Origin of the sequence: Arthrobacter sp. 2MCAF15 (genome assembly GCF_052115605.1) — a bacterium.
Taxonomy (GTDB): Bacteria; Actinomycetota; Actinomycetes; order Actinomycetales; family Micrococcaceae; genus Arthrobacter.
In genome coordinates, this window is record NZ_JBFRGZ010000001.1 from 197550 (window position 1) to 222905 (window position 25356).

Consider the following 25356-nt stretch of genomic DNA (forward strand, 5'->3'; position numbering starts at 1 on the left):
GCGCAACGAAAAGGGAATGCTCATGACACCGATGGCCCGCCGCCCCCTCCGGCAGTCCCTCCGGCATCGCCTGGTGGGACGCCGCAGCCGGATGATCAGCGCCACCCTGGCCCTGATCCTGGCCGGGACCATGGGAGCCTCGAGTCCGGTGGCCTTCGCCGACGACCTCGAGGACCAGCAGGCCGCGCTCCGCGACGAGGCCACCCGGGTCCAGCACTCCCTGGAGTTCGTGGACGGCAGGATCGCGCAGGCCGCGGCGGACCTGGTCCTGTACCAGGGCCAGCTCCCCGGAGCCCAGCAGGCCCTCCTGGATGCCCAGGGCCGGGTGGCCGGAGCGGTCCAGGAAGTGGAGGCCCTCGCGGCCCGCGTGGACCTGGCACAGCAGAACAAGGCAAAAATCACGCAGCAGCTCGAATCGGACAAGCAAAAAATTGCTGACACCCGGAAGCTGATCGGGCAGATTGCCACCCAGGCCTATAAGTCCGGCGGCGTCCCGTCCAACCTGTCCCTGTTCTTCGGTTCGAACCAGGGCGGCAGCCTCACGGACACCATCGACCTCGCCGACCAGGCGCTGCGCAGCCAGAACTCCGCGATGGACAAGCTCACCCAGCAGAACGCCACCAACGTCAACGCGCAGGCCCGGCTGGCAGCCGTCGAGGCTGAAATCACCGACCTCAAGGCCAAGGCCGACGCCGCGCTGGCACGGGAAAAAGCCGCCCGGGACGAGGCCCAGGCCAAGAAGGCCGCGGTGGACAAGCTCATCGCTGACACCACCCGGCTCGACGCCGAGCTCCAGGCCGCCAAGCCCGGCATCCAGAAGCAGCTCGCCCAGGTCAAGTCGCAGCAGGACGCCGTCGCCGCTGAAATCGCCGAACGCGACCGGAAACTGCGGGAGGCCTGGGAAGCCGAGCAGCGGCGCATCGCCGAGGCCGCGGCGGCCGCCGCCCGTGCGCAGGGCCAGGCCACCCAGCCGTATGTCCCGCCGGCGCAGGGCTCACCGTCGGCCTTTGGCCTGCAGCACCCGTTCCCGGGCAATATCCCGATCACCTCCGGGTTTGGCTGGCGTGCGACGCCGCCGGGCACCATCGACTTCTACGGCCAGGGCGGCTATATGCACACCGGCATTGACTTCGGCGCCCCCTGCGGCACGCCGGTCTACGCCGCGGCGGCAGGCACCGTCTTTTCGGCGGGCTGGGCCAACGACGGCGGCGGCAACAACGTCAAGATCTCGCACGGCGTCATCCAAGGCAACTCGCTGACCACGATCTACTACCACAACACGTCCGTGGCGGTTTCGGTCGGACAGCACGTCAACCGGGGACAACTGATCGCCTATTCGGGGACCACGGGCAACTCCACCGGATGCCACTCGCACTTCGAGACCTGGCTCAACGGCCGGGCCGTGGACCCGATGAACCTGCTGTAGAACGGCCCTGCCCGGCGAGGGTCCGCGGCTGCGGCGGCGGCCCTGCCGTAAACTGGAAAGGCTCCGCACCATTTGGCCGGAGTGAACCACCAACAAACCTAGGAGTACTACCGTGCCCAAAGAAAGTGGCCGTAAGGTAGTGGCCACCAACCGCAAGGCCCGGCACGACTACCTCATCCTTGACACCTATGAGGCCGGCATTGCGCTGATGGGCACGGAAGTGAAGTCCCTGCGCGAAGGCCATGCCTCGATGGTGGACGGCTTCTGCACGTTCTACAACGACGAGCTGTGGATGGAGGGCATCCATATCCCCGAGTACCACCAGGGGAGCTGGACCAACCACGCCGCGCGCCGCCGTCGGAAGCTGCTGCTGCACCGCGAGGAGCTGACGAAGATCTCGCACAAGATCCGCGAGTCCGGGTTCACGATCGTGCCGCTGCAGCTGTACTTCGTGGACGGCCGCGCCAAAGTCGAGATCGGCGTCGCCCGCGGCAAGAAGGAATACGACAAGCGCCAGACGCTGCGCGAGCAGCAGGACAAGCGCGAGGCGCAGCGGGTCATGCGCGAACGCAACCGCCGCTAGCGGCCACGGGCCCGCAGGGGAATGTTTCCTGGTGGCCGTGCGTTATGATTGGTAGTCCGGGAAGGATACGTAAGTGTCCGGTCCGGGATTGATAAAAAAATACGGGGATGATCGGTTTCGACGATGTTAGTCGCGACAGGTGAAGCGGGCCGAGGATGCAGAATTATCTCGTAAACGCTGTCTGCAAACCAATAAGTGCCGAATCAAAACGCACTGACTTCGCTCTCGCTGCCTAAGCAGTAAGACCAGTCCGTCAGCCCGAGGTTGCTATTGCCCCGGATCCTGGCGTCATTTAGATAGCCACTGCTGTTTACCTCCGTCATCGGGGTAAGCGGGACACTTAGATGACTGGGCCCGGATCAGCCAGCTGTTTGCAGCATGGCCGGGGCCGAGAAACTCCAACGCAAACTGCGCCCGGAGAAGCCCTGACAACACGACATCGGACGGGGGTTCAATTCCCCCCATCTCCACATGGGAGCCCCGGCAAGGGTGCTCCACCCCGTATCGAGAACACAAAACTCCCTGCTGACTTCGGTTGGCGGGGAGTTTTGTGCGTTAACACGGCCGCCCTGGTCGCGGACCCGCAACGTGGTACCCGCGGTGATTGGTGCGGGCCAGAATCCGAAGACCCCTTACGGCTCGCGGACGGATTCTGCATACTTAGCTGGCACGCACTTGTGAAGGAAGGGCATCGTGTTTTCCAGCATCAATGACATTCCGTGGACGGAAATTCTGAAGCAGAAGCATTTCCACCCGGCGCCGCGGGACTGGGAGGACCAAGTGATCTACTTCCTGCTGATTGACCGATTTTCCGATCAAATGGTTCCAGTGCCTCTATTCGACCGACGCCACCAAGGTGGGCTCGCTGGTTGCCGCCGAGCCGCGCAACGGCCTGGCGATCAGGATCGAGGTTCCGCCGGCAGGATTCGGCGTCATGGCGCCCTAGATCAGGCCCTGCCGACGCCTCATGACAAAGGAAAGGGAAGCGCCTCCCGGCGCCTCCCTGCCCGTGTGACCGGAACCCCGTATGACCGGAACCCCGTGTGACCGGAACTACGTGCCGAGGATCTTCGCCTTTTGGGCAACGAACTCTTCCTCGGTGAGGATGCCTTGTTCCTTCAGCGCGCCGAGCTCCTTGAGCTGCTGGATGGCGTCGTCGGTGATGCCTCCTGCCGGTGCGGGTGCCGGGGGAGGAGGTGGCGGCTGCTGGTAGGCAGGTTGCTGGTAAACCTGTTGTGGGGGTGGCTGCTGCTGGGCCATTTGCGCGTCGTAGGCCTCCTGCTGCTTGGCCGCTGTCGCGGCGTCCTTCTCGGCAAACTTATTGGCCTGCCGGCGCTGGACGCGGCCGCTGACCGCCGATGCCGTCCCGGCAACCACTGCTGTCCTCGCCATGCCCCTAAGAAGTCCCATTATTCTGCTCCTGTCACGTCTCGTCTTGTGCGTCAGTGTTACGCGTCGGCTGCCGGCGGCGCGGCGTCGACGGCCTCCAAGGCGTCGAGCGCTTCCATCACGTCCGGTGCGGGGATCCGCGTGCTCGCGATGAGCTCGCCTCCGCTTTCGCGGACGGCGGCGACGAACGGTGCCGCCCAGGTGTTCTCGTAGACAATCAGCGCGGCCACCGTGCCTGGCAGAAGCGTGGCCGCGGCCTCCGCAATGTCGTCATCGCCAAGCAGCCCGGAGCGTGCGCCGTCGAAGTAGGCGAATCCGGCCGCTGGACCGCCGGGGTCGGTCAGTTCGAGCACCTCCACCGTGCCGTCCTCGTTCTTCATGACGACCAGGAGGTCGAAGAGGCGGACCACGCCCTGCTCGACGAGCTTGACGAGTTCTTCGCTGGCCCGTCCCGTCAATCCTGCAATGGGGAACTCGAGGAGTACGAAGTCGACCGGCCCGTGGGCCTCGGTCTCCGGTGTGGTAGTCACTGGCTTTCCTCCGGTCTGTTTCGTGCGCACCGTCCAGCGCGCCTCTCTCTTGCTGTGGGGCAGGATCCCGGCTTTCCCGACGAGGATCTCAAGTCCACTAAAGCGCCACCGGGAGTCCCGCCGCATCATCCGTTTCGGGTGAGCCCACAACACAGCAAAAAAGGCCGGAAGCAACGGCTTCCGGCCTTTTCGCTGTGTCAGCGCTTCTTGATGTGCGACACCTGATCGGTGTGGGCGTCGACGATGTGCTTCGCCTTTTTCTCGGCCCGTTTCTCTTTGATGGTCTTGACCGACTTCTTCGTCGTGCTCTGGTGCGGCGTCTTGTCAGGCATGGTGCTCTCCCTCACGGCAGGGGCCCGGAGTAGCCCCGCCTTTTACGCTACGCCTCGGGGACGGCGGCGTCCACGATGCCGGCGAAGCGGCTGCCGACGCCGTCGTACACACTGCGCACGAGCCCCGGCCCCAGGACAGGGATGTCTCGGGCTTCGTGGTGGGCGCAACAGACATACGTGAAGTCCGGCCACCACTTCTTGGGCCGGGCAGCCTCGGAGAACCCGCAGACCGCGCAGGTGAGCTGGACCCAGACGGGCCGCTTGCCGGTCCGGTTCGCCTTGGACTGGACCAGCCATGCCGGGGGATTGTCCAGCAGCTCGCCGAGCTCGGCCTCGGACAGTCGTGAAGGGATGCCGTGACGGTGCGCCATTTCCAGCGGAATGTCGAGGATCTGGGCTGCTTCACGTCGGGTAACCATCCTTCAACTTTACGGGAACGACGGCGGCCCGTAGCCACCGGGAGCCGGCAGAGGGTCCTCAGCCGGCGAGGTAGATGCCGAGCGCCGCGGCGGCGAGACCCGCGAGGAGGTTCGAGCCTATGTTCAGCGCCGCCGCCCGGTAACGCGTTTCGCTGACCAGGCGAACCGTCGCGGTGCTCCATGAGCTGAAGGTTGTCAGCCCGCCGGCGAGTCCGGTCGCGATGGCTGCGTGCCAGTCGGCTCCCAGCTCCAGGTGGCCGGTCAGTCCCACGGACAAGCCGATGATGAACGAGCCTACGACGTTGACCGCAAACGTGGCCCACGGCCAGTGCGGACGGGAGCCTTGGTGGTGCGCGAACCAGGAGTCGACGGCGAACCGCAGGAGCGCTCCCGCCACCCCGAAGACACCGACCAGGATCGCCGTCATCATCGGGCGCCTCCGCGAAGGTCCGCAATTGCCTTACCGGTTTTCCAGCCGGCAGCGGCGGCCCCGAGGCCCAGGACGAGCGAGAGCGCGAGGTAGGCCAGCCAGGTGGMGTGGAAGCCGGCAATGATCTGCTGGTCAATGGCCATCACCAGCGCCGAAAAAGTGGTGAAGGACCCCAGGATGCCCGGACCGATGCCGGCACGCAGCCAGAAGGCCGTCTGTGGCCGGGCGATCCAGAGGGTGGTCAGGGCGGCCAGGATGAAGCTCCCGGCCACGTTGATCGCCAGCGTGGTCCAGGGCACCGCGCCGGTGCTTTCAGGAAAGACCAGGCCGGCCCCGTAGCGCAGTTCCGTTCCGATCAGCCCGCCGACGGCGACGGCGGACCAGGCCTTCCAGCCCGGAACGCCGGGGCGCGGCACGGTGTGGCGCGGGTCCAGGGCACTCTTCACTCAGCGCACATTTCAATCAAGGGCGGGGACACTGCAGCCCGAGTGCGCGGCATCACTGTGGACCCAGAGTGCGGAGGCGACTTCCTCGGCGAAATCGAATTCGCGCGGTGCCGCGGCGGAACCGATCCGTACCACCATGGGGCCGCCGAAGGGCCGGCGGCCCACCACTTCCACTTCGGCGTCCAGGACGATGTCCTCGGCCGCGAGGTAGCGCAGGAGCTCCGGGTTTTCGTCGCTGATCCGGGTGATCCGGCCGGTATGGCCGTCATCGAGGTCGCTCAGGCGGTGGGCGGCCGGCACCAGGACGGAGCCGTCAGCGGCCGGGATGGGATCGCCGTGCGGGTCCCGGGTAGGGTTCCCCAGCTTGGCCGCCATCCGTTCAATGAACGTGTCGGAGACGGCATGCTCCAGGAGCTCGGCTTCGTCATGGACCTCGTCCCAGCGGTACCCGAGCTCCCGGACGAGGAACGTCTCGATCAGCCGGTGCCGCCGGACCATGGACAGGGCGAGCCGGACGCCGTCGCTGGTGAGAGTGACGGCGCTGTAGGGCTTGTGGTCTACGAGGCCTTGGTCCTTGAGCTTGCGGACCATTTCCGAGACCGAGGAGTTGGCGACGCCAAGGCGCTGCGCCAATTGCGAGGAAGTGATGGGCTTCCGCTGCCACTCGGTGAAGGAATAGATGACCTTGACGTAGTCCTCGATCGAGGAGGAGGGCGTACTGGTCTTCACAGACCTAAGCCTACCGTCAGCTCTTCCCTGCGAACGTGAGCCACAGCAGGACCAGATTAAGTGCCACGACGAGCACGACGCTGATGATGGCTGCGATTCGCAGGGCCATGCCGTCGGCAAACTGGCCCATCAGGGCCTTGTTGCTGGTCAATACAACGAGCGGGACCAGGACAAAGGGAATCCCGAAGCTGAGGACCACCTGGCTTAGGACGAGCGCCCACGTGGGGTCGAAGCCGACGGCCAGCAGGACAACGGCCGGAATCAGGGTCACGACGCGGCGGGCCATGACGGGGATCCGGATCTTGAGCAGGCCCTGCATAATGGTTCCGCCTGCGTAGCAGCCCACGGAGGTGGATGCCAGGCCGGACGCGAGGAGCCCGACCGCGAAGACCACCCCGACGATGGGGCCCAGATTGGCGGTGATGGCGGCGTGCGCGCCCTCGATCGTGTCCGTGCCGTCCTCGCCCCCGAGGGTGGAGGCGGCAAGGAGCAGCATGCCGATGTTGACCACTCCGGCGATGGCCAGCGCGGCCACGACGTCGAGCCGTGTGGCCCGGACCAGGCGGGCGATGGCCGACGGGGGGACATGCAGGTGTTGGTCCGGCCGGTGCCGGTCGCGGGACAGCGCCGAGTGGACGTAGATGGCGTGCGGCATCACGGTAGCGCCGAGCATGCTGGCGGCCAGCAGGACGGTGTCCGGGCCCTGGAAGCCGGGCACGAGGCCGGCCAGGGCTGCCCCCGGATCAGGCGGGCTGATGAACAGACCGGCCAGGAAGCCGATGGTGATGATGCCGAGCAGGAACATGATGATGAATTCGAAGGGCCGCTGTTTTTCCCGGGCCTGCACCGCGAGCAGGAGCATCGACACCGCGCCCACAATCACGGCGCCAAGCGGGAGGGGAAGCCCGAAAAGCAGGTTCAGGGCGATTGCCCCGCCCACCACTTCGGCGAGGTCGGTGGCGGCTGCCACGATTTCGGCCTGCAGCCAAAAGGCGCGGCGGGCGAGCGGTTTGAGCCGCTCGCCCAGGATCTCCGGGAGGCTCTTGCCCGTGACGATACCGAGCTTGGCGGACTGGTACTGGACCAGTACGGCCATGATGTTGGCGGCCACCAGGACCCACACCAGCAGGTAGCCGTACTGCGCGCCGGCGGTCAGGTTGGCGGCCACGTTGCCAGGGTCCACGTAGGCGATAGACGCCACGAATGCCGGCCCCAACAGTCCGATCAGCGCCCTGCGGGCACCCGGATGTTTGTAGGTGCGTGCGTCCTGCGGCGGTTGTTCGTGTCCCTTGACGTCCAGCACTGCCTGCTCCTGTGGTTGGTGCGTCGGCGTTGACGCGATGATCGGCACCGGCTGGGGCCGGCATCAAAGTTACGGATGCCTACAAGTAATTATTAGGCATACCGAAACAATAGGCCCAGCAGGCCCTGCATGCAATCCGGGCGTCAGGTCCGCGTCGCCCGCCACGTCTGGGTCAGGTAGGGGAGTTTGAGGACGTCGCCGGGGGAGTGGCCCAAGTGCTGGTGCAGGTACCAGTCGAGGTTGGCCATGACTTTGGCCCGGGTCGGCTCCGATGCCGCGAGGTAGTAGCTGCGGGACTTGGTCAGCTCCTGGATGTCCTCCGTGGTGACCGGATCCTCCCATCGGGTCAGATGGCTCTCCAGGCCCGTGAACTCAGGGCCCACGGGCGGCCGGAAGTGCGGTTTGTGGACGTCCCCGGCATGCATGATGCGCGAGAGCCGGTGCACCCACGGCACGGCGGTGTCGAGCTGGTTCCAGACCAGGCCAAGGACGCCGTGCGGCCGCAGGATCCGGGCGATCTCGGTACTGGCCAGACGGGGGTCGCACCAGTGCCACGCCTGGGCAACCGTGACCACGTCGAAGGACTCCGGTTCAAGTCCGGTGTCTTCGGCGCGGCCTTCGACGGCGGTGACAGCCGGCAGGGTCCGGCGCAGCTGCCCGAGCATGTCGGCGGAGGGGTCAACGGCAACCGTGCGCAGTCCCCGGGCGACAAGCAGCGCGGTGAACTTGCCCGTGCCGGCGCCAATGTCTGCCGCGTCCCTGGCTCCCGCCGGGATCAGCCAGTTGGCCGAATCCTGCGGATAACCGGGGCGGACACGCTCATAGTGCTCCCCGCCGTCCTGGAAGCTCTGGCCGAGTTCCTGGCGCCGTTCACCGCGCAGTTTGGGACCGGTGTGCAGCTTTGATGCGCTGTGCAGTTTCGGTCCGCTGTGCAGTTTCGATGCGCTGGGCAGCTTGGGTTCGCCGCGTGGCACGTGCGATCTCCTTCGGAAAGGTCCTGCTTGTTGATTCGGATACCTTTCGAATTTACCGTACCCGCGCCGGGCCCTGATTCCGCCGTCCTGCTGGTCCACACGCCCAGCTCGACGCGGCTAGTCCAGGTTGCAGGGGGCGGCACCGGCGGTGCCGGGGGTGTTCGGCGCCCAGTGCGGGTAGGTGCGGGTGTCGTGGGCCGGTACCCAGCGGCCGGCATCCACCACGTAGTCCCAGCCGAGTCCGGTTTGCCGCAGTTGCTGCAGGCCGGCCAGCAGGCGCTCGGCATCCTCCAGCCGTGAGCCGAGGCCGAAGCTCGCGCGCAGGGAGCCGGCGGGCAGGCCGAGCCGCTTGAGCAGCGGGTGGGCGCAGAAGCGGCCGTCGCGCAGGCCAATGCCGTGTTCGGCCGACAGGTAGGCGGCCACCAGCCCGGCGTCGTAGCCTTCGACCGAGAAGTTCACGACGCCGATGGTGCCGGTCTGATCGCCCGCTTCGGAATCGGCAAAGATCCGGTGCACGGTCACGCCTTCGATGTCTTCGAGACCCTCGACCAGGAAGGACCGGATGGCGTCCTCGTGGGCCTGCCACTGCTCCGGGTCCAGTGCCGCGATGACCTGGGTGGCGCGGGCCAGGGCGGCGGCACCCAGGACGTTCGGCGAGCCGCCCTCGTGCCGGGCCGGTCCGGTGGTCCAGCTGACGGAGTCGAGCCGGGCGTCACGGACGGCGCCGCCGCCGGCCAGGTGCGGGGTGCCGGCGTCGAGCCAGTCCGTCCGTCCCACCAGCACGCCGGCGCCGAACGGGGCGTACAGCTTGTGCCCCGAGAAGGCGAGGTAGTCGACGTCGTCCGTTGCGATGTCGATCCGCCGGTGCGGGGCCAGCTGCGCGGCGTCGACGACGATTCTGGCGCCGTACTCGTGCGCCAGTGCGGCGAGGGTCCGGATTGGCAGGATCTCCCCGGTGACATTCGAGGCGCCGGTGACGGCGAGCAGGCTGACGCCGCCACGGGCGAGTTCGTCCCGGAGGCGGTCCACTGTGGCTGCGAGGGTGGGAGCGGCCACGACGCTGCGGTGCGGGACGTTCTGCCAGGGCAGGAGGTTGGCGTGGTGCTCGATGTCGAGATAGAGGACCTCGCCGGCGGGGCGGCCGTCGCGCAGCGGCAGGCAGCCGGCCAGCAGGTTCAGTGAATCGGTGGTGTTGCGCGTGAAGATCACGGAATCGTCCGCACGGCCGCCGACGAAGTCCCGCACAATGTCCCGGGCGTTCTCGTAGACGGAGGTGCTGATCTGCGATGCGTAGCCGGCGCCGCGGTGCACACTCGCGTAGTACGGCAGGATTTCGTTCAGGTAGGCCGAGACGACGGACAGGGCCGGTGCGGAGGCGCCGTAGTCGAGGTTGGCGTAGCGGGCGTAGCCGCCTGTGATCAGCGGGGCCTGGATTTCGGCCCCGGTGACGGCGGCCAGCGGCCGGGCCGCGACGGCACGCCGTCCGTCAGGGCGCGCAGCGTCTGAGCCGGCGTGGAATTCGGGGGCTGCGGGGAAAATGGCAGTTGTCATGGGACCTCACTCGACCAGGACCCCACATGGTGGGAATCCGCGCTTGCCGGGTCCGTTCCGGACCGGCCAGGTCGTCACCCGGGGCACCCCACCGCGAAAGGAGGGTTGCCGGCCAGCAAACCGGGGTTTAGCGCTGGCACTCGTGACCTGCATCGAGCGTAGGACATCAGTGCAGCCGGGGAAAAGGCGCCGGCGATTGTGAAGCGGATTATTACGGACCAGGGCTACGAAGCACGCGGATCCGCCGCCACACGCGCCAGGGGAGGCAAGGTGCGGGCGCCGGCGGGCTGGACACTTAGGCCGAACAGGGCCTCCAGTGCGGCCGCGTAGTCGTGCTGCCGGCCGTCCGCGGCCAGTTCCCGCGCGCGGACTGTTGGAAGGTGAAGCAGCCGGCGGACCATTCGGCGCATCGCCAGGTTCACATCCTCAGCCTGGGCGGCGCTGCCGTGTTGCCGCAGGGCGCGCTCCATTTCAGCTTCGAGGACCTGGTGGACGTGCCGGCGCAGGGCCACGATTGCGGCGTCGGCTGCACGCAGTTCCTCTCGCTTTTCGAAGCGGTGCGCCGCCTGCCGGACCATGGCGCGGGCGAGGCGGAGCGCCTCGGCGTCCGCCGGGGGAGCGGCGGATCCAACAGAGTCCAGGGTGATCAGCTCAACGCCCGGCAGATCCGCCACGCCGGGGTCGAAGTCATGGCTGGGAGCGAGGTCGATGACGGTGAGGGGATGGGCGGTGCCATCCCGCCAATCCGCCAGTTGGGCTGCCCGGATGCGCTTCTCCGTGCCGCTGCAGCCGATGATGATTTCTGCCCGCGCAACGGCGGCGGGCAGCTCCCGGTCCGTCAGCGGCGTGCCACCCCGGCTTGCCACAAACGCCTCCGCCCGGCCGGATTGGGAGAAGACGGAAATGGTGGGGCATCGTTTGCTCCTGAGAATCTCCGCCACGCACGCGGCGTAGGAGCCGGTGCCAAAGAGGACCACGGACGCATCTGCCAGGGACGGCTGTGCTCCTCCGGCGGTGGCCAAATCAAGGGCCACAGATGCTATGGACCTGCTGGCGCTGCCGAGCGCGGCCCGGGCCCCCACAGCCCTGCCGGTGCGGGACGCCTCCTGAAAAAGCCGGACCAGAAGCCCGCCCGCAGTACCCGCAGCCTGTGCTTCAGCCAGGGCGCGCCGGACCTGGCCCGCGACTTGGCGCTCGCCCACCACGACGGAATCCAGGCCGGCTGCAACGGCGAAGAGATGTTCCGCCGCCGACGCCCCGGTGAAGTGCTCGAACAGGCACGCAAGCCGCGCCGCGGGCAGGCTCGCGCAGAGGCGGACCGTACCCAGGGCCTCGGAACAGGCGGCAGCTACAAGGTCCCCGGACGCCACCTCGCAGTAAATCTCGAAGCGGCTGCAGGTGGACAAGACGACGGCCCCGGACACGGCGGAACTGCCGGCGAGCAGATGCTGGCCCAGTTCCGGGGAGACGGCGTGGAGCCTGGCGGCGGACTCTATGTCCAGGTCCCGGTACTTCGCAATGAGGACCAGCAGGACCGGACCGACGCCGGGGTCGGGGGTTTCAGGATCCGCGGGGTGAACCGATCCAGACATGGCTGCCCTCCTGCCACTCGATGCCCGCTCCGCGCCATGACTGACCGTGCCATGACTGACAGTGAAGCTGGGGACAGAGTCGTACAGGGGCCCTTGGGAATCCTTGAGGGTGGAGCCTAGAGGAGGTCGTCGAGCCCGGGGTTGAGCCGCTTGAGCACTTCCGAGTGGAGGATTGAGTTGGTGGCCAGGGCGTTGCCGCCGAAGGGGCCGTCCTCGCCCTCGAGCGAGGTGAAGCGGCCGCCGGCCTCGGTCACGATCGGCACCAGCGCGGCCATGTCGTAAAGGTTCAGTTCGGGTTCGCAGGCGATGTCCACGGCACCCTCGGCCACGAGGCAGTACGACCAGAAGTCGCCGTAGGCGCGGGTCCGCCAGACCTCTTCGGTGAGGCCCATGAACTCGTCCAGGTTCCCGCGCTGCTTCCAGCCGCCCAGGCTGGAGTAGGACAGCGAGGCGTCCTCGAGCCTGGATACGTTGGAGACCTTCAGCCGAGTGGCGGCGGCGAGCGAGCGGCCCGTGTAGGCGCCTGCTCCCTTGGCAGCCCACCAGCGCTTGCCCAGTGCCGGCGCGCTGACGACGCCGACCACCGGCTCGCCCTCGTCGACGAGGGCGATCAGGGTGGCCCAGACCGGGACGCCGCGGACAAAGTTCTTGGTGCCGTCGATCGGGTCGATGATCCAGCGGCGGGAGCCATGGCCCGAGCTGCCGAATTCTTCGCCCAGGACCGCATCGCGCGGACGGGAGCGGGAGAGCTGGCCGCGGATGGCCTCTTCAGCCGACTTGTCGGCATCGGTGACAGGGGTGAGGTCCGGCTTCGTCTCGATCCGAAGGTCGAGCGCCTTGAAGCGGCTCATGGTCTGGGAATCGACGGAATCTGCCAGTACATGGGCAAGGCGCAGGTCATCGTTGTAGCTTGAAGCGGATTGGCTCATGGTTCCAAACTACCGTCAAAGCGGCCCGGCCGCCGGGAGGCCGCGGCACTGCGCCGCCGCCCGCGAACCCGGCTGGCTAGGACACGGTGCCCAGTTCCTTGGTTTCCTGCGCTTCCATCCGCGGGTCCGTGCCCAGCAGCCGGCGCAGGGACGCGAGCCGGGCAGGTCCGGAGGGTCCCGCGTGCCCGGCCGCAACCCACTTATCGACGCCGCAGTTCACGGCGGTGGCGTCGTGTTTGCAGCCGCGTTCGCAGTCATCGGTGCCCGGTTCCAGGTCCGGGAAGGAACGCAGGATCCGGTCCGGGTCCACGTGGGCCRGTCCGAAGGACCGGATGCCGGGGGTGTCGATGATCCAGCTGCCGGCCGGGGCGTCGTTGACCTTCAGTGCCAGCGCCGAGGAGGAAGTGTGGCGGCCGCGGCCGGTCACCGCGTTGACGCCTCCGGTGGCCCGTTCGGCCCCGGTCAGGGCGTTGACCATGGTGGACTTGCCGACGCCGGAATGGCCCAGCATCACGGTGACCTTGCCGTCGAGATAGCCGCGCAGCTGGGACACCGCGTCCTTGTCGAGCCGGGCGGAGAGCCCGTCGTCGGAGCGGGCGTCGATGCCGGAAGCGGCGGAGTCCGCCGTTTTGGAGATGATGACGGGGAAGTCGAGGTGCTGGTAATTGGACAGCAGCTCTGCGGGGTCCTTGACGTCTGCCTTGGTGACGAGCAGCAGCGGCTCAATGCCGGCGTCGTACGCGGCCACCAGCGCGCGGTCGATGAAACCGGTCCGCGGCTCGGGGTTGGCGGCGGCGACCACCACCACCAGCTGGTCGGCGTTGGCCACGACGGCGCGTTCGATCGGATCGGTGTCATCGGCACTGCGGCGCAGCAGCGTCTTGCGGTCCTGGATCTTGACCAGCCGCGCGAGGGTGTCCGGCTCGCCGGTGACGTCCCCCACCAGGGAGACGAAGTCGCCGGCCACCACAGGATTGCGGCGCAGTTCCCGGGCCCGCGCCGCGATGATCTTGCGTTCGCCGGGGGTCCCTTCATCGACGACGGCGGTGTAGCGGCCCCGGTCAACGGTGATGATGCGTCCGGTGACGGCGTCGTCGTGGGCGGGCCGGTCCTTCGTGCGCGGCCGGGTGCCCTTCTTGTTCGGGCGGATCCGGACGTCGGACTCGTCCCAGGAATCAGTGCTGCGTGCCACCGGCGGTGTCCTCATCTGCGGCGGGTCCCTGTGCCAGCATCGCTTCCCAGAGCTGCGGGAAATCGGGCATGGTCTTGGCCGTGGTCGCGATGTCCTCGACCTCCACGCCGGGCACGGCAAGGCCAAGGATGGCGCCGGCGGTGGCCATGCGGTGATCCGCGTAGCTGTGCACCACTCCGCCGTGCAGCGTGGCCGGGCGGATGATGAGACCGTCGGCGGTCTCTTCGGCGTCGCCGCCGAGGCGGGTGATTTCGGCGACGAGGGCGGCGAGCCGGTCCGTTTCGTGGCCCCGGAGGTGGGCGATCCCGGTCAGCCGCGAGGGACCCGCGGCCAGGGCGCAGAGCGCCGCCACTGTCGGGGCGAGCTCGCTGGTCTCGTCGAAGGCGCCGCCCTTGATCTGCGGCCCGCCGGTGACGGTCAGGGTCCCGCGCTCCACGCTCACGTCCGCGCCCATGGCGGTCAGGATACCGCGCCAGAGGTCGCCCACCTGGGTGGTTTCCGCGGGCCAGTTCGGGATCCGCACGGTGCCGCGGGTGGCGAGGGCCGCCGCCAGGAACGGTCCGGCGTTGGAGAGGTCCTGCTCGATCCGCTGGTCGAAGGCGCGGATCGGTCCCGGGGAGACGACCCAGTGGTTCGGCACGGAGTCATCGACCGCCACGCCCACGCCGCGCAGCACGGCCACAGTCATGTTGATGTGGTCCAGGCTTGGCACGGGCTTTCCGACGTGTTCGAGGTGGAGTCCCTCGGTGAAGCGTGCACCGGCCAGCAGCAGGGCCGAGACGAACTGGGACGACGCGCTGGCGTCGATGACGAGGTGTCCGCCGCGCACTTCGCCCGTGCCGTGGACGGTGAAAGGCAGCGACGACGCCGTTCCGCCGTCGGGCGCGCTCACCGCGACACCCAATCCGGTCAGGGCCTCGATGATGGTGCCCATCGGGCGTTTGCGGGCGTGCGGGTCGCCGTCGAAGCGGGATTCGCCACGGCGCAGCGCCGCGACCGGGGGCACAAAGCGCATGACGGTGCCGGCCAGGCCGCAGTCGATGGCGGAGTCCATTGCCGCGTAGTCCAGGCTGATCGGACTGATTTCCAGGTCGGGGCCGAAGGCGCCATCGCCGGGAACCTCGGTGACTGTGGCTCCCAACTGCCGCAGGGCCTCAATCATCAGGGCCGAATCCCGGGAGTGCAGGGGAGCGCGGAGACGGGACGGCCCGTCTGCGAGGGCCGCGAGCACGAGGTACCGGTTGGTCAGGGACTTGGAGCCCGGAACGGTGACGGTGGCATCGACCGGCCGTGCCGCGAAGGGCGCAGGCCAGTGTGGACCGGTGTCGGGAGTATCCAGGCCGGCAGAGTGGGAAGGGGCCGCTGCGGAGGGGGTGGTGCCAGTCATTACCGTCTTAGGCTCCGGCTGTGTGGTCGACGGCCTTGCGGACGACTTTGTCGGCCTTTTTCAGCTGTTTGTTGGTTGTCTTCCGGGCGTCCGCGGCCAGGTGTCCGGCCCGCCAGGCCAGGCTGGGCTTGCCGGCGGTATCGACCGCGGCGAGGAGGACGCCGCCGGTGAGGGAGACGTTTTTCAGGAGCTGCTTGCGGCGGGCGTTGCGGGCCTCCTTGGACGTGATGTCCGCGCTGCGCCATTCGACGTAGGTGTTAAGGACCGAAATCACGGCGAGCACGGTGGCTGCCAGCCGGGCGGACTTGCCCAGAGCGAAGCAGACGCCGGCGCCGACCTGGGTTCCGCCGATCACCCGGGCCAGGACTTTTTCGTTGGGCTGGAACGGCAGCGAGTCGGCCGCGCGGCGCACCAAAGGGGACAACTGTGTGGCGGTGTCGTCCGCGTTCTTGAGCTTGTCCATGCCGGCGAGCACGAAACTGGAGGCGAGCATGGGCCGGGCGAGAAAGCGGACAAACGACATGAATTTCCTCCTGGATGGACGAACCGCGGCTTCACTGCGGGAGAACCGGTTCTAGTCTTGCACTTTTGCGGAATATTTGCCCGCAGCGCGTGGTTGTGAAAGGCAGATCCCAGCAGGCTCAGGAAGGCGGACATTTGACGCGGGTGTTGGACAGGGCGGAACTGGAAACCGGTTCGGGACAAACGTGGGGCCTCGCGCTTCCGGCTGTTCCAGGTGCCCGGCAGAAGGTAACAGTAGACTTGAACGCAATGAGCACCATGGACCCGGCCGTTGCGGCCATGCACGAGGTTGCCGGAAACGACGCCACGCCCACGAAAAGTTCTGCCGCCTTGGAAACCGAGGTGGACGGAAAGCCCCTGGACGTCTCCACCGAGTCCGCGGAAGAGCGCCGTGTGCGCTTTGAGCGTGACGCCATGCAATATGTCGACCAGTTGTATTCGGCGGCCATGAGGATGGCGCGGAATCCCTCCGACGCCGAGGACCTGGTCCAGGAGGCGTACACGAAGGCGTTTTCCGCGTTCCACCAGTACAAGCCCGGAACCAATCTGAAGGCCTGGCTGTACCGCATCCTCACCAACACCTACATCAACCTGTACCGGAAGCGCCAGCGCGAGCCGCTGCAGTCGAATTCGGACACCATCGAGGACTGGCAGCTTGCCCGCGCCGAGTCGCATACCTCGTCCGGACTGCGGTCGGCGGAGGCCGAGGCCCTGGACCACCTGCCCGATTCCGATGTGAAGCGCGCCCTGCAATCGATTCCTGAGGAGTTCCGGCTAGCCGTGTACTTCGCGGACGTCGAGGGATTCGCGTACAAGGAAATTTCAGAGATCATGAACACCCCCATCGGGACCGTCATGTCCCGGCTGCACCGAGGCCGGAAGATGCTGCGGGACATGCTTGCGGACTATGCCGCCGAACGAGGATTCAGGGCCGCCACCGAGTCAAACGACGCGGCCGACAGCAAGAAACAGGAGAACAGGAAATGAGCGACTGCCAGGGACTGGGCGATTGCGACGACGCCCGGATGCAACGTATCTATGAATATCTGGATGGCGCACTCACACATGAGGACATCGCAGAGATCAAGAACCATCTGGACAGTTGCCCGGAGTGCCTGGAGCAGTACGACCTCGAATGCGTCATCCGCGTGATGGTCAAGCGTTCGTGCACCGAAGCGGCTCCGGAAAACCTCAAGAACTCCATCCTGGACCGGATCCACTCGATCCGGACTGTGGAAGCCTGAGCCCTGCACCGCTCACTGCCTGAGGCTGGCGGCACGGCCTAAGGCTCTCCTCACTGCATAAGCGAAAGACCCCGGAACCGTGAGGTTCCGGGGTCTTTCGCTCAAAGCATTCAATCCAAGCTTTTGCTTAGGCGTTGGGGCGCTTACCGTGGTTCGCGCCGCCACGCTTACGGTCACGACGTTTACGTGCACGTTTGCTCATAGCTGGCCTCCTTAATCTTGGTACTCAAAAGAGCTGCCCTCAAGTCTCCCACATCACGGCACGTGCCGCGAACCGGGGGCGCCGTGCGACGGGCCGCGGCCGGGTTGCCCCGGGGGTCAGGCATTGAGCGAATTACGGATCGAGATCCGGGCCTGGTCCAGCACCGTCCTGACGGTTTCGAGCGTGACGGCCGTGACGGGGCTGCTCCCGGCGTGGCGCCGCAGTTCCACCCGCATGTCGTCACGGAAGGCCTGCACCAGCATTTCCGCCTCCTTCAGCCGCCGTTCGCCTTCCGGGGAGTACCACGGGCTGCCAGCGCCCGCGGCGGAACCGGTTCCGCCGGCAGAACCCGCACGGGCCGAGGTCCGCGCCGCCTCCGCCGTCGCCGCGAGGTCGGCCCGGAGGCCGCGCATGTTGACGCGGATGTCCTGGCGAAGGTTGTCGGCGAGACGGCGCACCGAGGCCGAAATGTCGTTCTCGACGCCGGCGAGTTCGTCCCGCCGGCTGTTCAGTTCCAGGAGTCCCGCCGGGGTGATGCTGTAGTTGGTGCGGCGGCCCTCCGTGTGGGTGGCCACCAGCCCTTCCTCCTCAAGCTTGCCCAGGCGCGGGTAGATGGTGCCGGCGCTGGGGGAGTACGTGCCGCCGAAACGCTCGCTGAGGGCCTTGATGAGCTCATAGCCGTGTTTGGGGCCCGACTCGAGGAGGGCGAGCAGGTACAGCCGCAGTGCCCCGTGGGCGAAGACGGGAGGCATCAGCCGGCCGTTTCGGTGTCCACGGTGGGCTGGCCGTGGAAGATCGACGTCTTTCCCGAGACCGAGTTGGTCCGGACCAGCATCAGCTTGGTGTCCGGCCCCGCGATGGTCTGCACCGTGCCGCCGGACTGGTGGGCGTACTTTTGGTCGTCGATAACCACCGCGCCGCTGGCGGACTTGGCGATGATGTCCACTCCGACGTCGTGCGGAAGCCGGATGGTGACGTCACCGGAGACCGAATTGGCGCCAAAGTCCTGGGTGAAGCCGTGCAGGTCGAAGTTCAGGTCGCCGCTGACGGTGTTCGCGCGGATATGGCTGAATTCGCCCGAGGCCGTGACCTCGCCGGAGACGCTCTTGGCGGTCAGGACACCGCGGTGGTTGCGGGCGATCACCTCTCCGCTGACGGTCTTGACCGACAGGTCCCCGGAGGTGCCGTCGGCCAGCACGGATCCGGAGACGGTGTTGAGCCGGGCGTGGCCGCTGGTTCCGGAGACCATGCCGTCGCCGCTCACCGTCCCGGCCTCCACCTCGACTCCGGCCGGCAGGGCGATGCTGATGACCACCGAATTGCTGCTGCCGTTGTTGACGGTGTCCATCAGGTTCTTGAACCAGCCCTGCGGCCCGTGCAGCTGGTGGCGCACTTCCAGGCGGCCGTTGATGACAGAAACCGACAGCGGGTCGCCGTGGATTTCGGACACCTCGACCCGTGCCACATCCTCGTCATGGGTGACGATGTCGAAGCGGCCGCGGACGATGCCGAGCTTGAGGGAGCGGACGTCGTCGACGTCGATTGTCTGCGGGCCGGTCACGGTCCACGAGTTCTCTGACATGGTTCCTCCGGAAAGCGAAAGGTGGCTGGGGACTAACGATATATCGCGACTATGAAGTCACGATATATCGCGCCTGTCGCCCAGGTCAAGATATATCGCGAAAATCCCGGAAGGGTGGGACCAGCAGCTGGCCTGCCGCCGCCGGCGGGACTATTCCGGCGCGTCCAGGCCCAGCCACTGGAACCAGCCGCGGTGCAGCACCAGCCACGCCATCAGGCCATACCCGGCCTGGCCGGGCGTGCCGCCGTTGGCCGCGAGATCCTGGCGCCACTGCTCGTGGTTCAGCAGCGGCGAGAAAGTGTCGACGTACAGGTGCTTGCGGCGCGTGGTGACGTCGGCGAACGCGGTGTTGAGTTCGCCGAGCCTGCGGTTTTGCGCGGGGTCAAGCGTGGGCGGCGGCCCCACGACAAAAACCTCGATCTTGTTCTGGGAGGCTGAGTCCAGGATGTTGGCGAGGTTCAGGCGGCTGCGGGCCGTTGACAGGCCGAACTCAATGTCGCGTCCGGACAGGCCGATCACCAGGCGGTTTTCGTGGTTGTTGCCGAAGCGGCGGCCGGCCTCCTCGAGCCAGCGCGCGGCGATTCCCTCGGTGCCCTCTTCCGGGCACGGCAGGGAGTAGCACTCCAGGGCCATCCCGTCCTGCGGTGTGCGGGCCAGTACCCGGCCCCACCAGCCCAAGGCGCGCGGATCACCGAGCCCGGCCAACAGCTCGTCCCCAACGGCTGCGATCCGCAGCTTCCGATCTTCCACGACTACCTCTTCACTTCAACGCTGTCCATCAAGCTGACCACTAATAGTCCATTAAACAGAACTGCCCGGCCGGAGTGTTGTGTTTCAGTCTCCGGCCGGGCAGTAATGACGCTATTTACGAGCGAATGCCTGCTTGAGCAGGGCGTCCTGTTCCGCCGCGTGGCGCTTCATCGACCCTGCCGCGGTGGAGGCCGAGGCGGGGCGCGAGATGAGCCGGACCCGGCGGTCCAGGGCGTCGGGCAGGTTCAGGCCAATGAACGGCCACGGACCCTGGTTGGCCGGCTCGTCCTGCGCCCAGACCACTTCGGCGTTCGGGTACTTGGCCAGCTCGGCAGCGATCTCGGCGACCGGCAGCGGGTAAAGCTGCTCAACCCGCACGATCGCCGTGGTGGTGTTCTCGGTCTTCTGCCGGGTGGACAGCAGATCGTAGTACAGCCGGCCGGAGACCAGCAGCACGCGTTCGACGGCGTCGGCCTGCAGCTGGGCGTGCTCCGGGATGACGGGGCGGAACGAGCCGGTGGTGAAGTCCTCCACCGAGGACGCCGCGGCCTTCAGGCGCAGCAGCTGCTTCGGCGTGAAGATGATCAGCGGCTTGCGCGGCTTGCTGTAGGCCTGGCGGCGCAGCAGGTGGAAGTGCGAGGCCGACGTCGTGGGGTTGGCCACGATCATGTTCTCCTCGGCGCACATCTGGAGGAACCGCTCGATGCGGGCGGAGGAGTGGTCCGGGCCCTGGCCCTCGTAGCCGTGCGGCAGCATGAGGACCAGCGAGGAGCGCTGGCCCCACTTCTGCTCTGCGGAGGAGATGAACTCATCGATGATGGTCTGCGCACCGTTGACGAAGTCACCGAACTGCGCTTCCCAGAGCACCAGGGCGTCCGGGCGCTCCACGGAGTACCCGTATTCGAAGCCCATGGCGGCGTATTCGGAGAGCAGGGAGTCGTAGATCCACAGCTTGGCCTGGTTGTCCGAGAGGTGGGACAGGGGCAGCCATTCGTCGCCGTTGGCCCGGTCGTGGAAGACGGCGTGACGCTGCACGAAGGTGCCGCGTCGCGAGTCCTGGCCGGCGAGCCGGACGGGGACGCCTTCCATGGTGAGCGAGCCGAACGCGGCAAGTTCGCCGAAGCCCCAGTCGATGCCGCCTTCGCGGGACATCGCTTCACGCTTCTCGAGCAGCTGTTTGAGTTTGGCGTGGACGGTGAAGCCCTCCGGGATTTCGGTGTGGGCCTTGCCGATGCGTGCCAGGGTCTCCGCTGAGATCGCCGTGGAGGCCGGGGCGCTGACACCGGAATCGGACTGCTGCGCCATGGGACGTTCGAGATCGGACACCGCGGCGGAATCGGCCGTGATGATCGGGATCGGGGACGTCTGGGCCGCGTGCGTTTCGGCGAAGACGCGCTCCAGGCGTTCCTGGTAGTCGCGCAGCAGCTGCTCGGCTTCTTCCTCGGTGATGTCGCCGCGGCCGATCAGCGATTCGGTGTACAGCTTACGGACGGAGCGCTTGGCTTCGATCAGGTTGTACATCAGCGGCTGGGTCATCGAGGGGTCGTCGCCCTCGTTGTGGCCGCGGCGGCGGTAGCAGACCATGTCGATGACAACGTCCTTGTGGAACCGCTGGCGGAACTCGTAGGCAAGCTGGCCGATGCGGACCACGGCTTCCGGGTCGTCGCCGTTCACATGGAACACCGGTGCCTGGATCATCTTCGCGACGTCCGTGGAGTACGTGGAGGAACGCGAGGAGGACGGCGCGGTGGTGAAGCCGACCTGGTTGTTGACCACGATGTGGATGGTTCCGCCGGTGCGGTAGCCGCGCAGCTGGGAGAGGTTGAGCGTTTCGGCCACAACGCCCTGGCCGGCGAATGCGGCGTCGCCGTGCACCATGATCGGCAGCACGGGGAAGGCCTCGCCCTGGTCCAGCCGGTCCTGCTTGGCGCGGACGATGCCTTCGAGGACGGAGTCGACCGCCTCGAGGTGGGACGGGTTCGCGGCGAGGTAGACCTTGGTCTCCTTGCCGTTGTCCGAGGTGAAGGTGCCCTCGGTGCCGAGGTGGTACTTCACGTCGCCGGAGCCCTGGACCGAACGGGGGTCCTGGGTGCCTTCGAATTCGCGGAAGACCTGGGCGTAGGTCTTGCCCGCGATGTTGGTGAGCACGTTGAGCCGGCCGCGGTGGGCCATGCCGATCGCCACTTCGTCGAGTTCGTCGTCGGCGGCGTCGGAGATAATGGCGTCCAGCAGCGGAATCAGGGACTCGCCGCCTTCGAGCGAGAAGCGCTTCTGGCCGACGAACTTGGTCTGCAGGAAGGTCTCAAAGGCCTCGGCGGCGTTGAGCTTGGAAACGATGCGCAGCTGCTCGTCGCGGCTCGGCTTCGAGTACGCGTGCTCCAGCTGGTCCTGGAACCACTTGCGCTCGGCGGGGTCCTGGATGTGCATGTATTCGATGCCGGCGGTGCGGCAGTAGGCGTCGCGGAGGACGCCGAGGATGTCGCGGAACTTCAGCATCGGCTTGCCGCCGAAGCCGCCGGTGGGCCACTCGCGGTCCAGGTCCCACAGGGTCAGGCCGTAGGTCAGGACGTCGAGGTCCGGGTGCTTGCGCTGGACGTACTCGAGCGGATCGGTGTCCGCCATGAGGTGGCCGCGCACGCGGTAGGCGTGGATCAGCTGCTGGATCCGGGCGACCTTGTTGATCTCGTCGGCCGGGTCCACCTGCAGGTCCGGGCTCCAGCGTACGGGCTCGTACGGGATGCGCAGGGCCTCGAAGATCTCGTCGTAGAAGTTCTGGGCGCCCAGCAGGAGCTGGTGCACGAGCTTGAGGAACTCGCCGCTGCCGGCACCCTGGATGACGCGATGGTCATAGGTGGAGGTCAGGGTCAGGACCTTGCTGATCGCGTTCTGCGCGATGATCTTCTCGCTGGCACCCTGGAACTCGGCCGGGTAGTCCAGTGCGCCGACGCCGATGATGGCGGCCTGGCCCTTGGACAGGCGGGGCACCGAGTGGACGGTGCCGATGCCGCCGGGGTTGGTCAGGGACACGGTGGTGCCGGAGTGGTCATCCGCCGTCAGCTTGCCGTTGCGGGCGCGCTTGATCAGGTCCTCGTACGTGTGCCAGAACTCGGCGAAGTTAAGGGTCTCCGCCTTCTTGATGTTCGGGACCATGAGCAGGCGGGTGCCGTCAGGCTTGGGCATGTCGATCGCGATGCCGAAGTTCACGTGTGCCGGCTGGACAGCCACCGGCTTGCCGTCGATCTCGTCGTAGTAGACATTCATCGACGGGAACTGGGACAGGGCGCGGATCACGGCGTAGCCGATCAGGTGCGTGAAGGAGACCTTGCCGCCGCGGGCGCGGGCCAGGTTGGAGTTGATGACCACGCGGTTGTCGATGAGCAGCTTTGCCGGGATGGCACGCACACTCGTGGCGGTCGGCACTTCCAGGCTGGTGACCATGTTCGACGCAATGGCCTTGGCCGGGCCGCGCAGGACGGAGACGACGTCCTCTTCCGGCGCCGTCGGGGCCTTTACGTTCTTGGGCAGCTGTGCCGGGATCGGCGCCGTGCCGGGGCCGGCGTCGGAGGTCCTGGCGCCATCCCGGGCGGCGGTGGCCGGGGCCCGCTTCGCTGCGGGAGCCGGGGCGGCGGGGGCAGCCGCGACGGGAGCGGGGGCAGCCGGTGCAGGTGCTGCCTGCGGTGCGGCGGCGGGCGCTACAACGGGAAGTTCACGGGTGGCAGGATGCACAGCTGTCGCGGTGCCGGACGTTCCGTTGGCGGAAGAGGCGTCACTAGCTTCGAAGGATTCGAACAGCGGCCACCACTTGGCGTCAACCGTGTTCTTGTCCTGCTGGTAACGCTCGTACAGTTCGTCAACGAGCCACTCGTTTCCGCCAAATTCCTCTGGTAGACGGTGGCTTGGCTGCTCTGGCACTTGAAATACGCCTCTTCCATGAGTTTGATTCCCTCTGGCTTCCACGGTGCCTCGGCACGACGATTGAGCCAGTCTCTGCGTCCAGTGAACCCAGACCCATGCCAGTCTAGTGAGGATTCTTGCCAAACCGCCAATAAGGGTGACCCAAATCATGATCCGCCCCATCAGCCGCCGAAATGGAGTGAAGAAGTGGTCCAGAATCGGCCGGAATGACGTGCCGGCGGGGCCCGGGACCCGCCCTAGAATCAAAGGAGAACCCGCATGGCGCCAAGCGCGCCAGCCATAGGGTGCCAGCTAAGGAGCAACCGTGCGTTTCCTGAATGAGCCCACCACCGACCTGACGTACTCCGACCTGTTCCTGGTACCGTCCCGCTCGGATGTCACCTCCCGCCTGGACGTCGATCTCACGGCCGACGACGGCACCGGCTCGGCGATACCCCTGGTGGCGGCGAATATGACGGCGGTGACGGGGAAGCGGATGGCCGAGACCATGGCCCGCCGCGGCGGCCTTGGAGTCCTGCCGCAGGACGTCCCGCTCGATGTCATCCGGGATGTCACGGCCTGGATCAAGGGGCGCCACCCGGTCCTGGAGACCCCGGTCACGCTCGCGCCCACCGACACCGTCATAGATGCCCTCCACCTGATGGGCAAGCGGCCGCACGGGGCCGTGGTGGTGGTGGATGAATCCGGCGCCGTCACCGGTGTGGTCCGGGCCGCCGACTGCGAGGGCCAGGACCGGTTCGCGTCCCTGGCCTCCGTCGTCCGCCACCAGCCGCTGGTGCTGGACGCCGCACAGCTTGGGAACGGGTCGGCCGCCGCGGCGGATGCCGCGCAGGCCCTCCGCCGCGCCTTCGAGGCGATGGATGCAGCCGGAACCGACTACGCTCCGGTGCAGCAGGACGGCGTCCTGGCCGGCGTGCTCACCCGCAAGGGCGCCCTGCGCTCCACGCTCTACCGGCCCTCCCTGGACAAGGACGGCCGGCTCAAGGTCGCTGCCGCCGTCGGAATCAACGGTGACGTGGCAGGGCGGGCGGCCGAATTGCTGGCCGCCGGCGTAAACGTGCTGGTCCTCGACACCGCGCACGGCCACCAGCAGAAAATGTTCGACGCCCTGGCTGCCGTGAAGGGACTCAACCCGGGCGTCCCCGTGGTGGCCGGCAATGTCGTCACCGGCGGGGCCACGCGTGAACTCATCGAGGCGGGGGCGGACATCGTCAAGGTCGGCGTGGGTCCGGGCGCCATGTGCACCACCCGAATGATGACGGCCGTGGGCCGTCCGCAGTTCAGCGCCGTCCTGGAATGCTCCGCCGCCGCGCGCGAAGCCGGCGGCCGGGTGTGGGCCGACGGCGGGGTCCGCTACCCGCGCGACGTCGCCCTGGCCCTGGCCGCCGGGGCCAGCCAGGTAATGATCGGCTCCTGGTTTGCCGGTACACACGAAAGCCCCGGGGACTTACAGCTCGACGCTGCCGGCCGGCAGTATAAGGAAAGCTTCGGCATGGCCTCCGCCCGGGCGGTACAGAACCGGAACCAGCGCGAGGGCGCATTTGAGAAGGACCGCAAGGCCCTGTTCGAGGAGGGCATCTCCACGTCCCGCATGTATGTGGACGCGGCGCGGCCCGGCGTCGAGGACCTGCTGGACATGATCACGGCCGGCCTGCGCAGTTCCATGAGCTACGCCGGCGCTGCCGATCTCGCCGCCTTCCGGGAACGTGCCGTGGCTGGCATCCAGTCCGCGGCAGGCTATGAGGAAGGCCGGCCCGTCCCGCAGAGCTGGTGATTCCCGCACACCCCTATGACGCGGGCGGGCGGGGGTTGGCGGCGGCTGCTCCTGTAGACTGAAATTCTTATGGACAGTAAATCTAGGTGCCGGCCTGGGGGCTGTCAGCGGAGAACGGAAACCGTTACCGCGCAGTCCACCCGCAGAGCCGGCAA

The 25356-nt window shown here is 67.2% G+C and carries 26 protein-coding genes, 1 other RNA gene and 1 riboswitch; of the genes, 7 read left to right on the forward strand and 20 right to left on the reverse strand.

The genetic code is table 11. The features are described 5' to 3' along the window. Positions 1 to 22 precede the first annotated feature (22 nt). From AB4089_RS00845 to AB4089_RS00860, 4 genes are all read left to right on the forward strand, one after another. Positions 23 to 1426: a peptidoglycan DD-metalloendopeptidase family protein gene (locus AB4089_RS00845; RefSeq protein WP_441407454.1), complete on the forward strand. Its 1404-nt coding sequence runs from the start codon at positions 23 to 25 to the stop codon at positions 1424 to 1426. A gap of 112 nt (positions 1427 to 1538) precedes the next feature. Beyond that, the gene (smpB, locus tag AB4089_RS00850; protein ID WP_090581234.1) at positions 1539 to 2009 is read left to right on the forward strand and encodes an SsrA-binding protein SmpB; all 471 of its coding nucleotides are present in this window, start codon (positions 1539 to 1541) and stop codon (positions 2007 to 2009) included. A gap of 103 nt (positions 2010 to 2112) precedes the next feature. Then, positions 2113 to 2482: a transfer-messenger RNA gene (gene ssrA / locus AB4089_RS00855) on the forward strand. Positions 2483 to 2808: 326 nt separating this feature from the next. Continuing rightward, positions 2809 to 2955 carry a hypothetical protein gene (locus tag AB4089_RS00860; protein WP_441407455.1) on the forward strand — a complete coding sequence of 49 codons (147 nt, stop codon included), beginning with the start codon at positions 2809 to 2811 and terminating at the stop codon, positions 2953 to 2955. A 107-nt stretch (positions 2956 to 3062) separates the two neighbouring features. Here AB4089_RS00860 and AB4089_RS00865 read toward each other — a convergent pair whose 3' ends face one another. The 15 genes from AB4089_RS00865 to AB4089_RS00935 all read right to left on the reverse strand — a co-directional run bounded on the left by AB4089_RS00865 (position 3063) and on the right by AB4089_RS00935 (position 15735). After that, positions 3063 to 3419, reverse strand: coding sequence for an SHOCT domain-containing protein (locus AB4089_RS00865; protein ID WP_441407456.1), 357 nt, complete (start codon positions 3417 to 3419; stop codon positions 3063 to 3065). A 38-nt stretch (positions 3420 to 3457) separates the two neighbouring features. Then, positions 3458 to 3928 (reverse strand): DUF6325 family protein, encoded by a 471-nt coding sequence (locus AB4089_RS00870; RefSeq protein ID WP_441407457.1) that lies wholly within the window; start codon positions 3926 to 3928, stop codon positions 3458 to 3460. A 197-nt stretch (positions 3929 to 4125) separates the two neighbouring features. Next, complete coding sequence (locus AB4089_RS00875; protein WP_390203933.1) at positions 4126 to 4260, reverse strand: hypothetical protein; 135 nt, start codon at positions 4258 to 4260, stop codon at positions 4126 to 4128. Positions 4261 to 4307: 47 nt separating this feature from the next. Beyond that, positions 4308 to 4679, reverse strand: a complete 372-nt coding sequence (locus tag AB4089_RS00880) for a hypothetical protein (protein WP_223979876.1) — start codon at positions 4677 to 4679, stop codon at positions 4308 to 4310. A 58-nt stretch (positions 4680 to 4737) separates the two neighbouring features. Beyond that, positions 4738 to 5106 (reverse strand): fluoride efflux transporter CrcB, encoded by a 369-nt coding sequence (crcB, locus tag AB4089_RS00885; protein ID WP_441407669.1) that lies wholly within the window; start codon positions 5104 to 5106, stop codon positions 4738 to 4740. Beyond that, complete coding sequence (locus AB4089_RS00890; RefSeq protein WP_441407458.1) at positions 5106 to 5555, reverse strand: fluoride efflux transporter FluC; 450 nt, start codon at positions 5553 to 5555, stop codon at positions 5106 to 5108. Before AB4089_RS00890 ends, crcB begins: the two co-directional genes overlap by 1 nt. 12 nt (positions 5556 to 5567) lie before the next feature. Then, the gene (locus AB4089_RS00895; protein ID WP_441407459.1) at positions 5568 to 6284 is read right to left on the reverse strand and encodes a metal-dependent transcriptional regulator; all 717 of its coding nucleotides are present in this window, start codon (positions 6282 to 6284) and stop codon (positions 5568 to 5570) included. A gap of 16 nt (positions 6285 to 6300) precedes the next feature. After that, positions 6301 to 7587 carry an Nramp family divalent metal transporter gene (locus AB4089_RS00900; protein WP_441407460.1) on the reverse strand — a complete coding sequence of 429 codons (1287 nt, stop codon included), beginning with the start codon at positions 7585 to 7587 and terminating at the stop codon, positions 6301 to 6303. A 143-nt stretch (positions 7588 to 7730) separates the two neighbouring features. Next, positions 7731 to 8504, reverse strand: coding sequence for a class I SAM-dependent methyltransferase (locus AB4089_RS00905; protein ID WP_441407670.1), 774 nt, complete (start codon positions 8502 to 8504; stop codon positions 7731 to 7733). 174 nt (positions 8505 to 8678) lie between these two features. Next, a complete protein-coding gene (locus AB4089_RS00910) occupies positions 8679 to 10112 on the reverse strand; it encodes an aminotransferase class V-fold PLP-dependent enzyme (RefSeq protein ID WP_441407461.1) in 1434 nt (477 codons plus the stop codon). Positions 10113 to 10146: 34 nt separating this feature from the next. After that, positions 10147 to 10260: riboswitch (SAM riboswitch) on the reverse strand. Between the two features lie 76 nt (positions 10261 to 10336). Then, positions 10337 to 11704, reverse strand: a complete 1368-nt coding sequence (locus AB4089_RS00915; RefSeq protein ID WP_441407462.1) for a glutamyl-tRNA reductase — start codon at positions 11702 to 11704, stop codon at positions 10337 to 10339. A 116-nt stretch (positions 11705 to 11820) separates the two neighbouring features. Then, positions 11821 to 12633 carry a histidinol-phosphatase gene (hisN, locus tag AB4089_RS00920; RefSeq protein ID WP_441407463.1) on the reverse strand — a complete coding sequence of 271 codons (813 nt, stop codon included), beginning with the start codon at positions 12631 to 12633 and terminating at the stop codon, positions 11821 to 11823. Between the two features lie 76 nt (positions 12634 to 12709). Beyond that, positions 12710 to 13825, reverse strand: coding sequence for a ribosome small subunit-dependent GTPase A (rsgA, locus tag AB4089_RS00925; RefSeq protein ID WP_441407464.1), 1116 nt, complete (start codon positions 13823 to 13825; stop codon positions 12710 to 12712). Next, positions 13809 to 15212, reverse strand: coding sequence for a 3-phosphoshikimate 1-carboxyvinyltransferase (gene aroA / locus AB4089_RS00930; protein WP_441407465.1), 1404 nt, complete (start codon positions 15210 to 15212; stop codon positions 13809 to 13811). Before aroA ends, rsgA begins: the two co-directional genes overlap by 17 nt. A 7-nt stretch (positions 15213 to 15219) precedes the next feature. Further along, complete coding sequence (locus tag AB4089_RS00935; RefSeq protein WP_441407466.1) at positions 15220 to 15735, reverse strand: DoxX family protein; 516 nt, start codon at positions 15733 to 15735, stop codon at positions 15220 to 15222. 248 nt (positions 15736 to 15983) lie between these two features. On the opposite strand from AB4089_RS00935, the gene AB4089_RS00940 reads away from it, so the two are divergent. Continuing rightward, complete coding sequence (locus AB4089_RS00940; RefSeq protein ID WP_441407467.1) at positions 15984 to 16721, forward strand: sigma-70 family RNA polymerase sigma factor; 738 nt, start codon at positions 15984 to 15986, stop codon at positions 16719 to 16721. Continuing rightward, positions 16718 to 16978, forward strand: a complete 261-nt coding sequence (rsrA, locus tag AB4089_RS00945; protein ID WP_390203920.1) for a mycothiol system anti-sigma-R factor — start codon at positions 16718 to 16720, stop codon at positions 16976 to 16978. Before AB4089_RS00940 ends, rsrA begins: the two co-directional genes overlap by 4 nt. 127 nt (positions 16979 to 17105) lie before the next feature. Here rsrA and AB4089_RS00950 read toward each other — a convergent pair whose 3' ends face one another. From AB4089_RS00950 to AB4089_RS00970, 5 genes are all read right to left on the reverse strand, one after another. Further along, on the reverse strand, positions 17106 to 17180 hold the full coding sequence (locus AB4089_RS00950; protein ID WP_104061284.1) for a 50S ribosomal protein bL37: 75 nt from the start codon (positions 17178 to 17180) through the stop codon (positions 17106 to 17108). 116 nt (positions 17181 to 17296) lie between these two features. Then, a complete protein-coding gene (locus tag AB4089_RS00955; protein WP_441407468.1) occupies positions 17297 to 17932 on the reverse strand; it encodes a PadR family transcriptional regulator in 636 nt (211 codons plus the stop codon). Continuing rightward, positions 17932 to 18762: a DUF4097 family beta strand repeat-containing protein gene (locus AB4089_RS00960; protein ID WP_441407469.1), complete on the reverse strand. Its 831-nt coding sequence runs from the start codon at positions 18760 to 18762 to the stop codon at positions 17932 to 17934. The genes AB4089_RS00955 and AB4089_RS00960 overlap by 1 nt, the downstream gene beginning before the upstream one ends. 150 nt (positions 18763 to 18912) lie before the next feature. Continuing rightward, positions 18913 to 19512 carry a GDSL-type esterase/lipase family protein gene (locus AB4089_RS00965; RefSeq protein ID WP_441407470.1) on the reverse strand — a complete coding sequence of 200 codons (600 nt, stop codon included), beginning with the start codon at positions 19510 to 19512 and terminating at the stop codon, positions 18913 to 18915. Between the two features lie 111 nt (positions 19513 to 19623). Further along, positions 19624 to 23424, reverse strand: coding sequence for a multifunctional oxoglutarate decarboxylase/oxoglutarate dehydrogenase thiamine pyrophosphate-binding subunit/dihydrolipoyllysine-residue succinyltransferase subunit (locus tag AB4089_RS00970; protein WP_441407471.1), 3801 nt, complete (start codon positions 23422 to 23424; stop codon positions 19624 to 19626). Positions 23425 to 23731: 307 nt separating this feature from the next. Between AB4089_RS00970 and AB4089_RS00975 the strand changes: the two genes are divergently transcribed. Then, positions 23732 to 25201 carry a GuaB1 family IMP dehydrogenase-related protein gene (locus tag AB4089_RS00975; RefSeq protein ID WP_441407472.1) on the forward strand — a complete coding sequence of 490 codons (1470 nt, stop codon included), beginning with the start codon at positions 23732 to 23734 and terminating at the stop codon, positions 25199 to 25201. Positions 25202 to 25356: the final 155 nt, after the last annotated feature.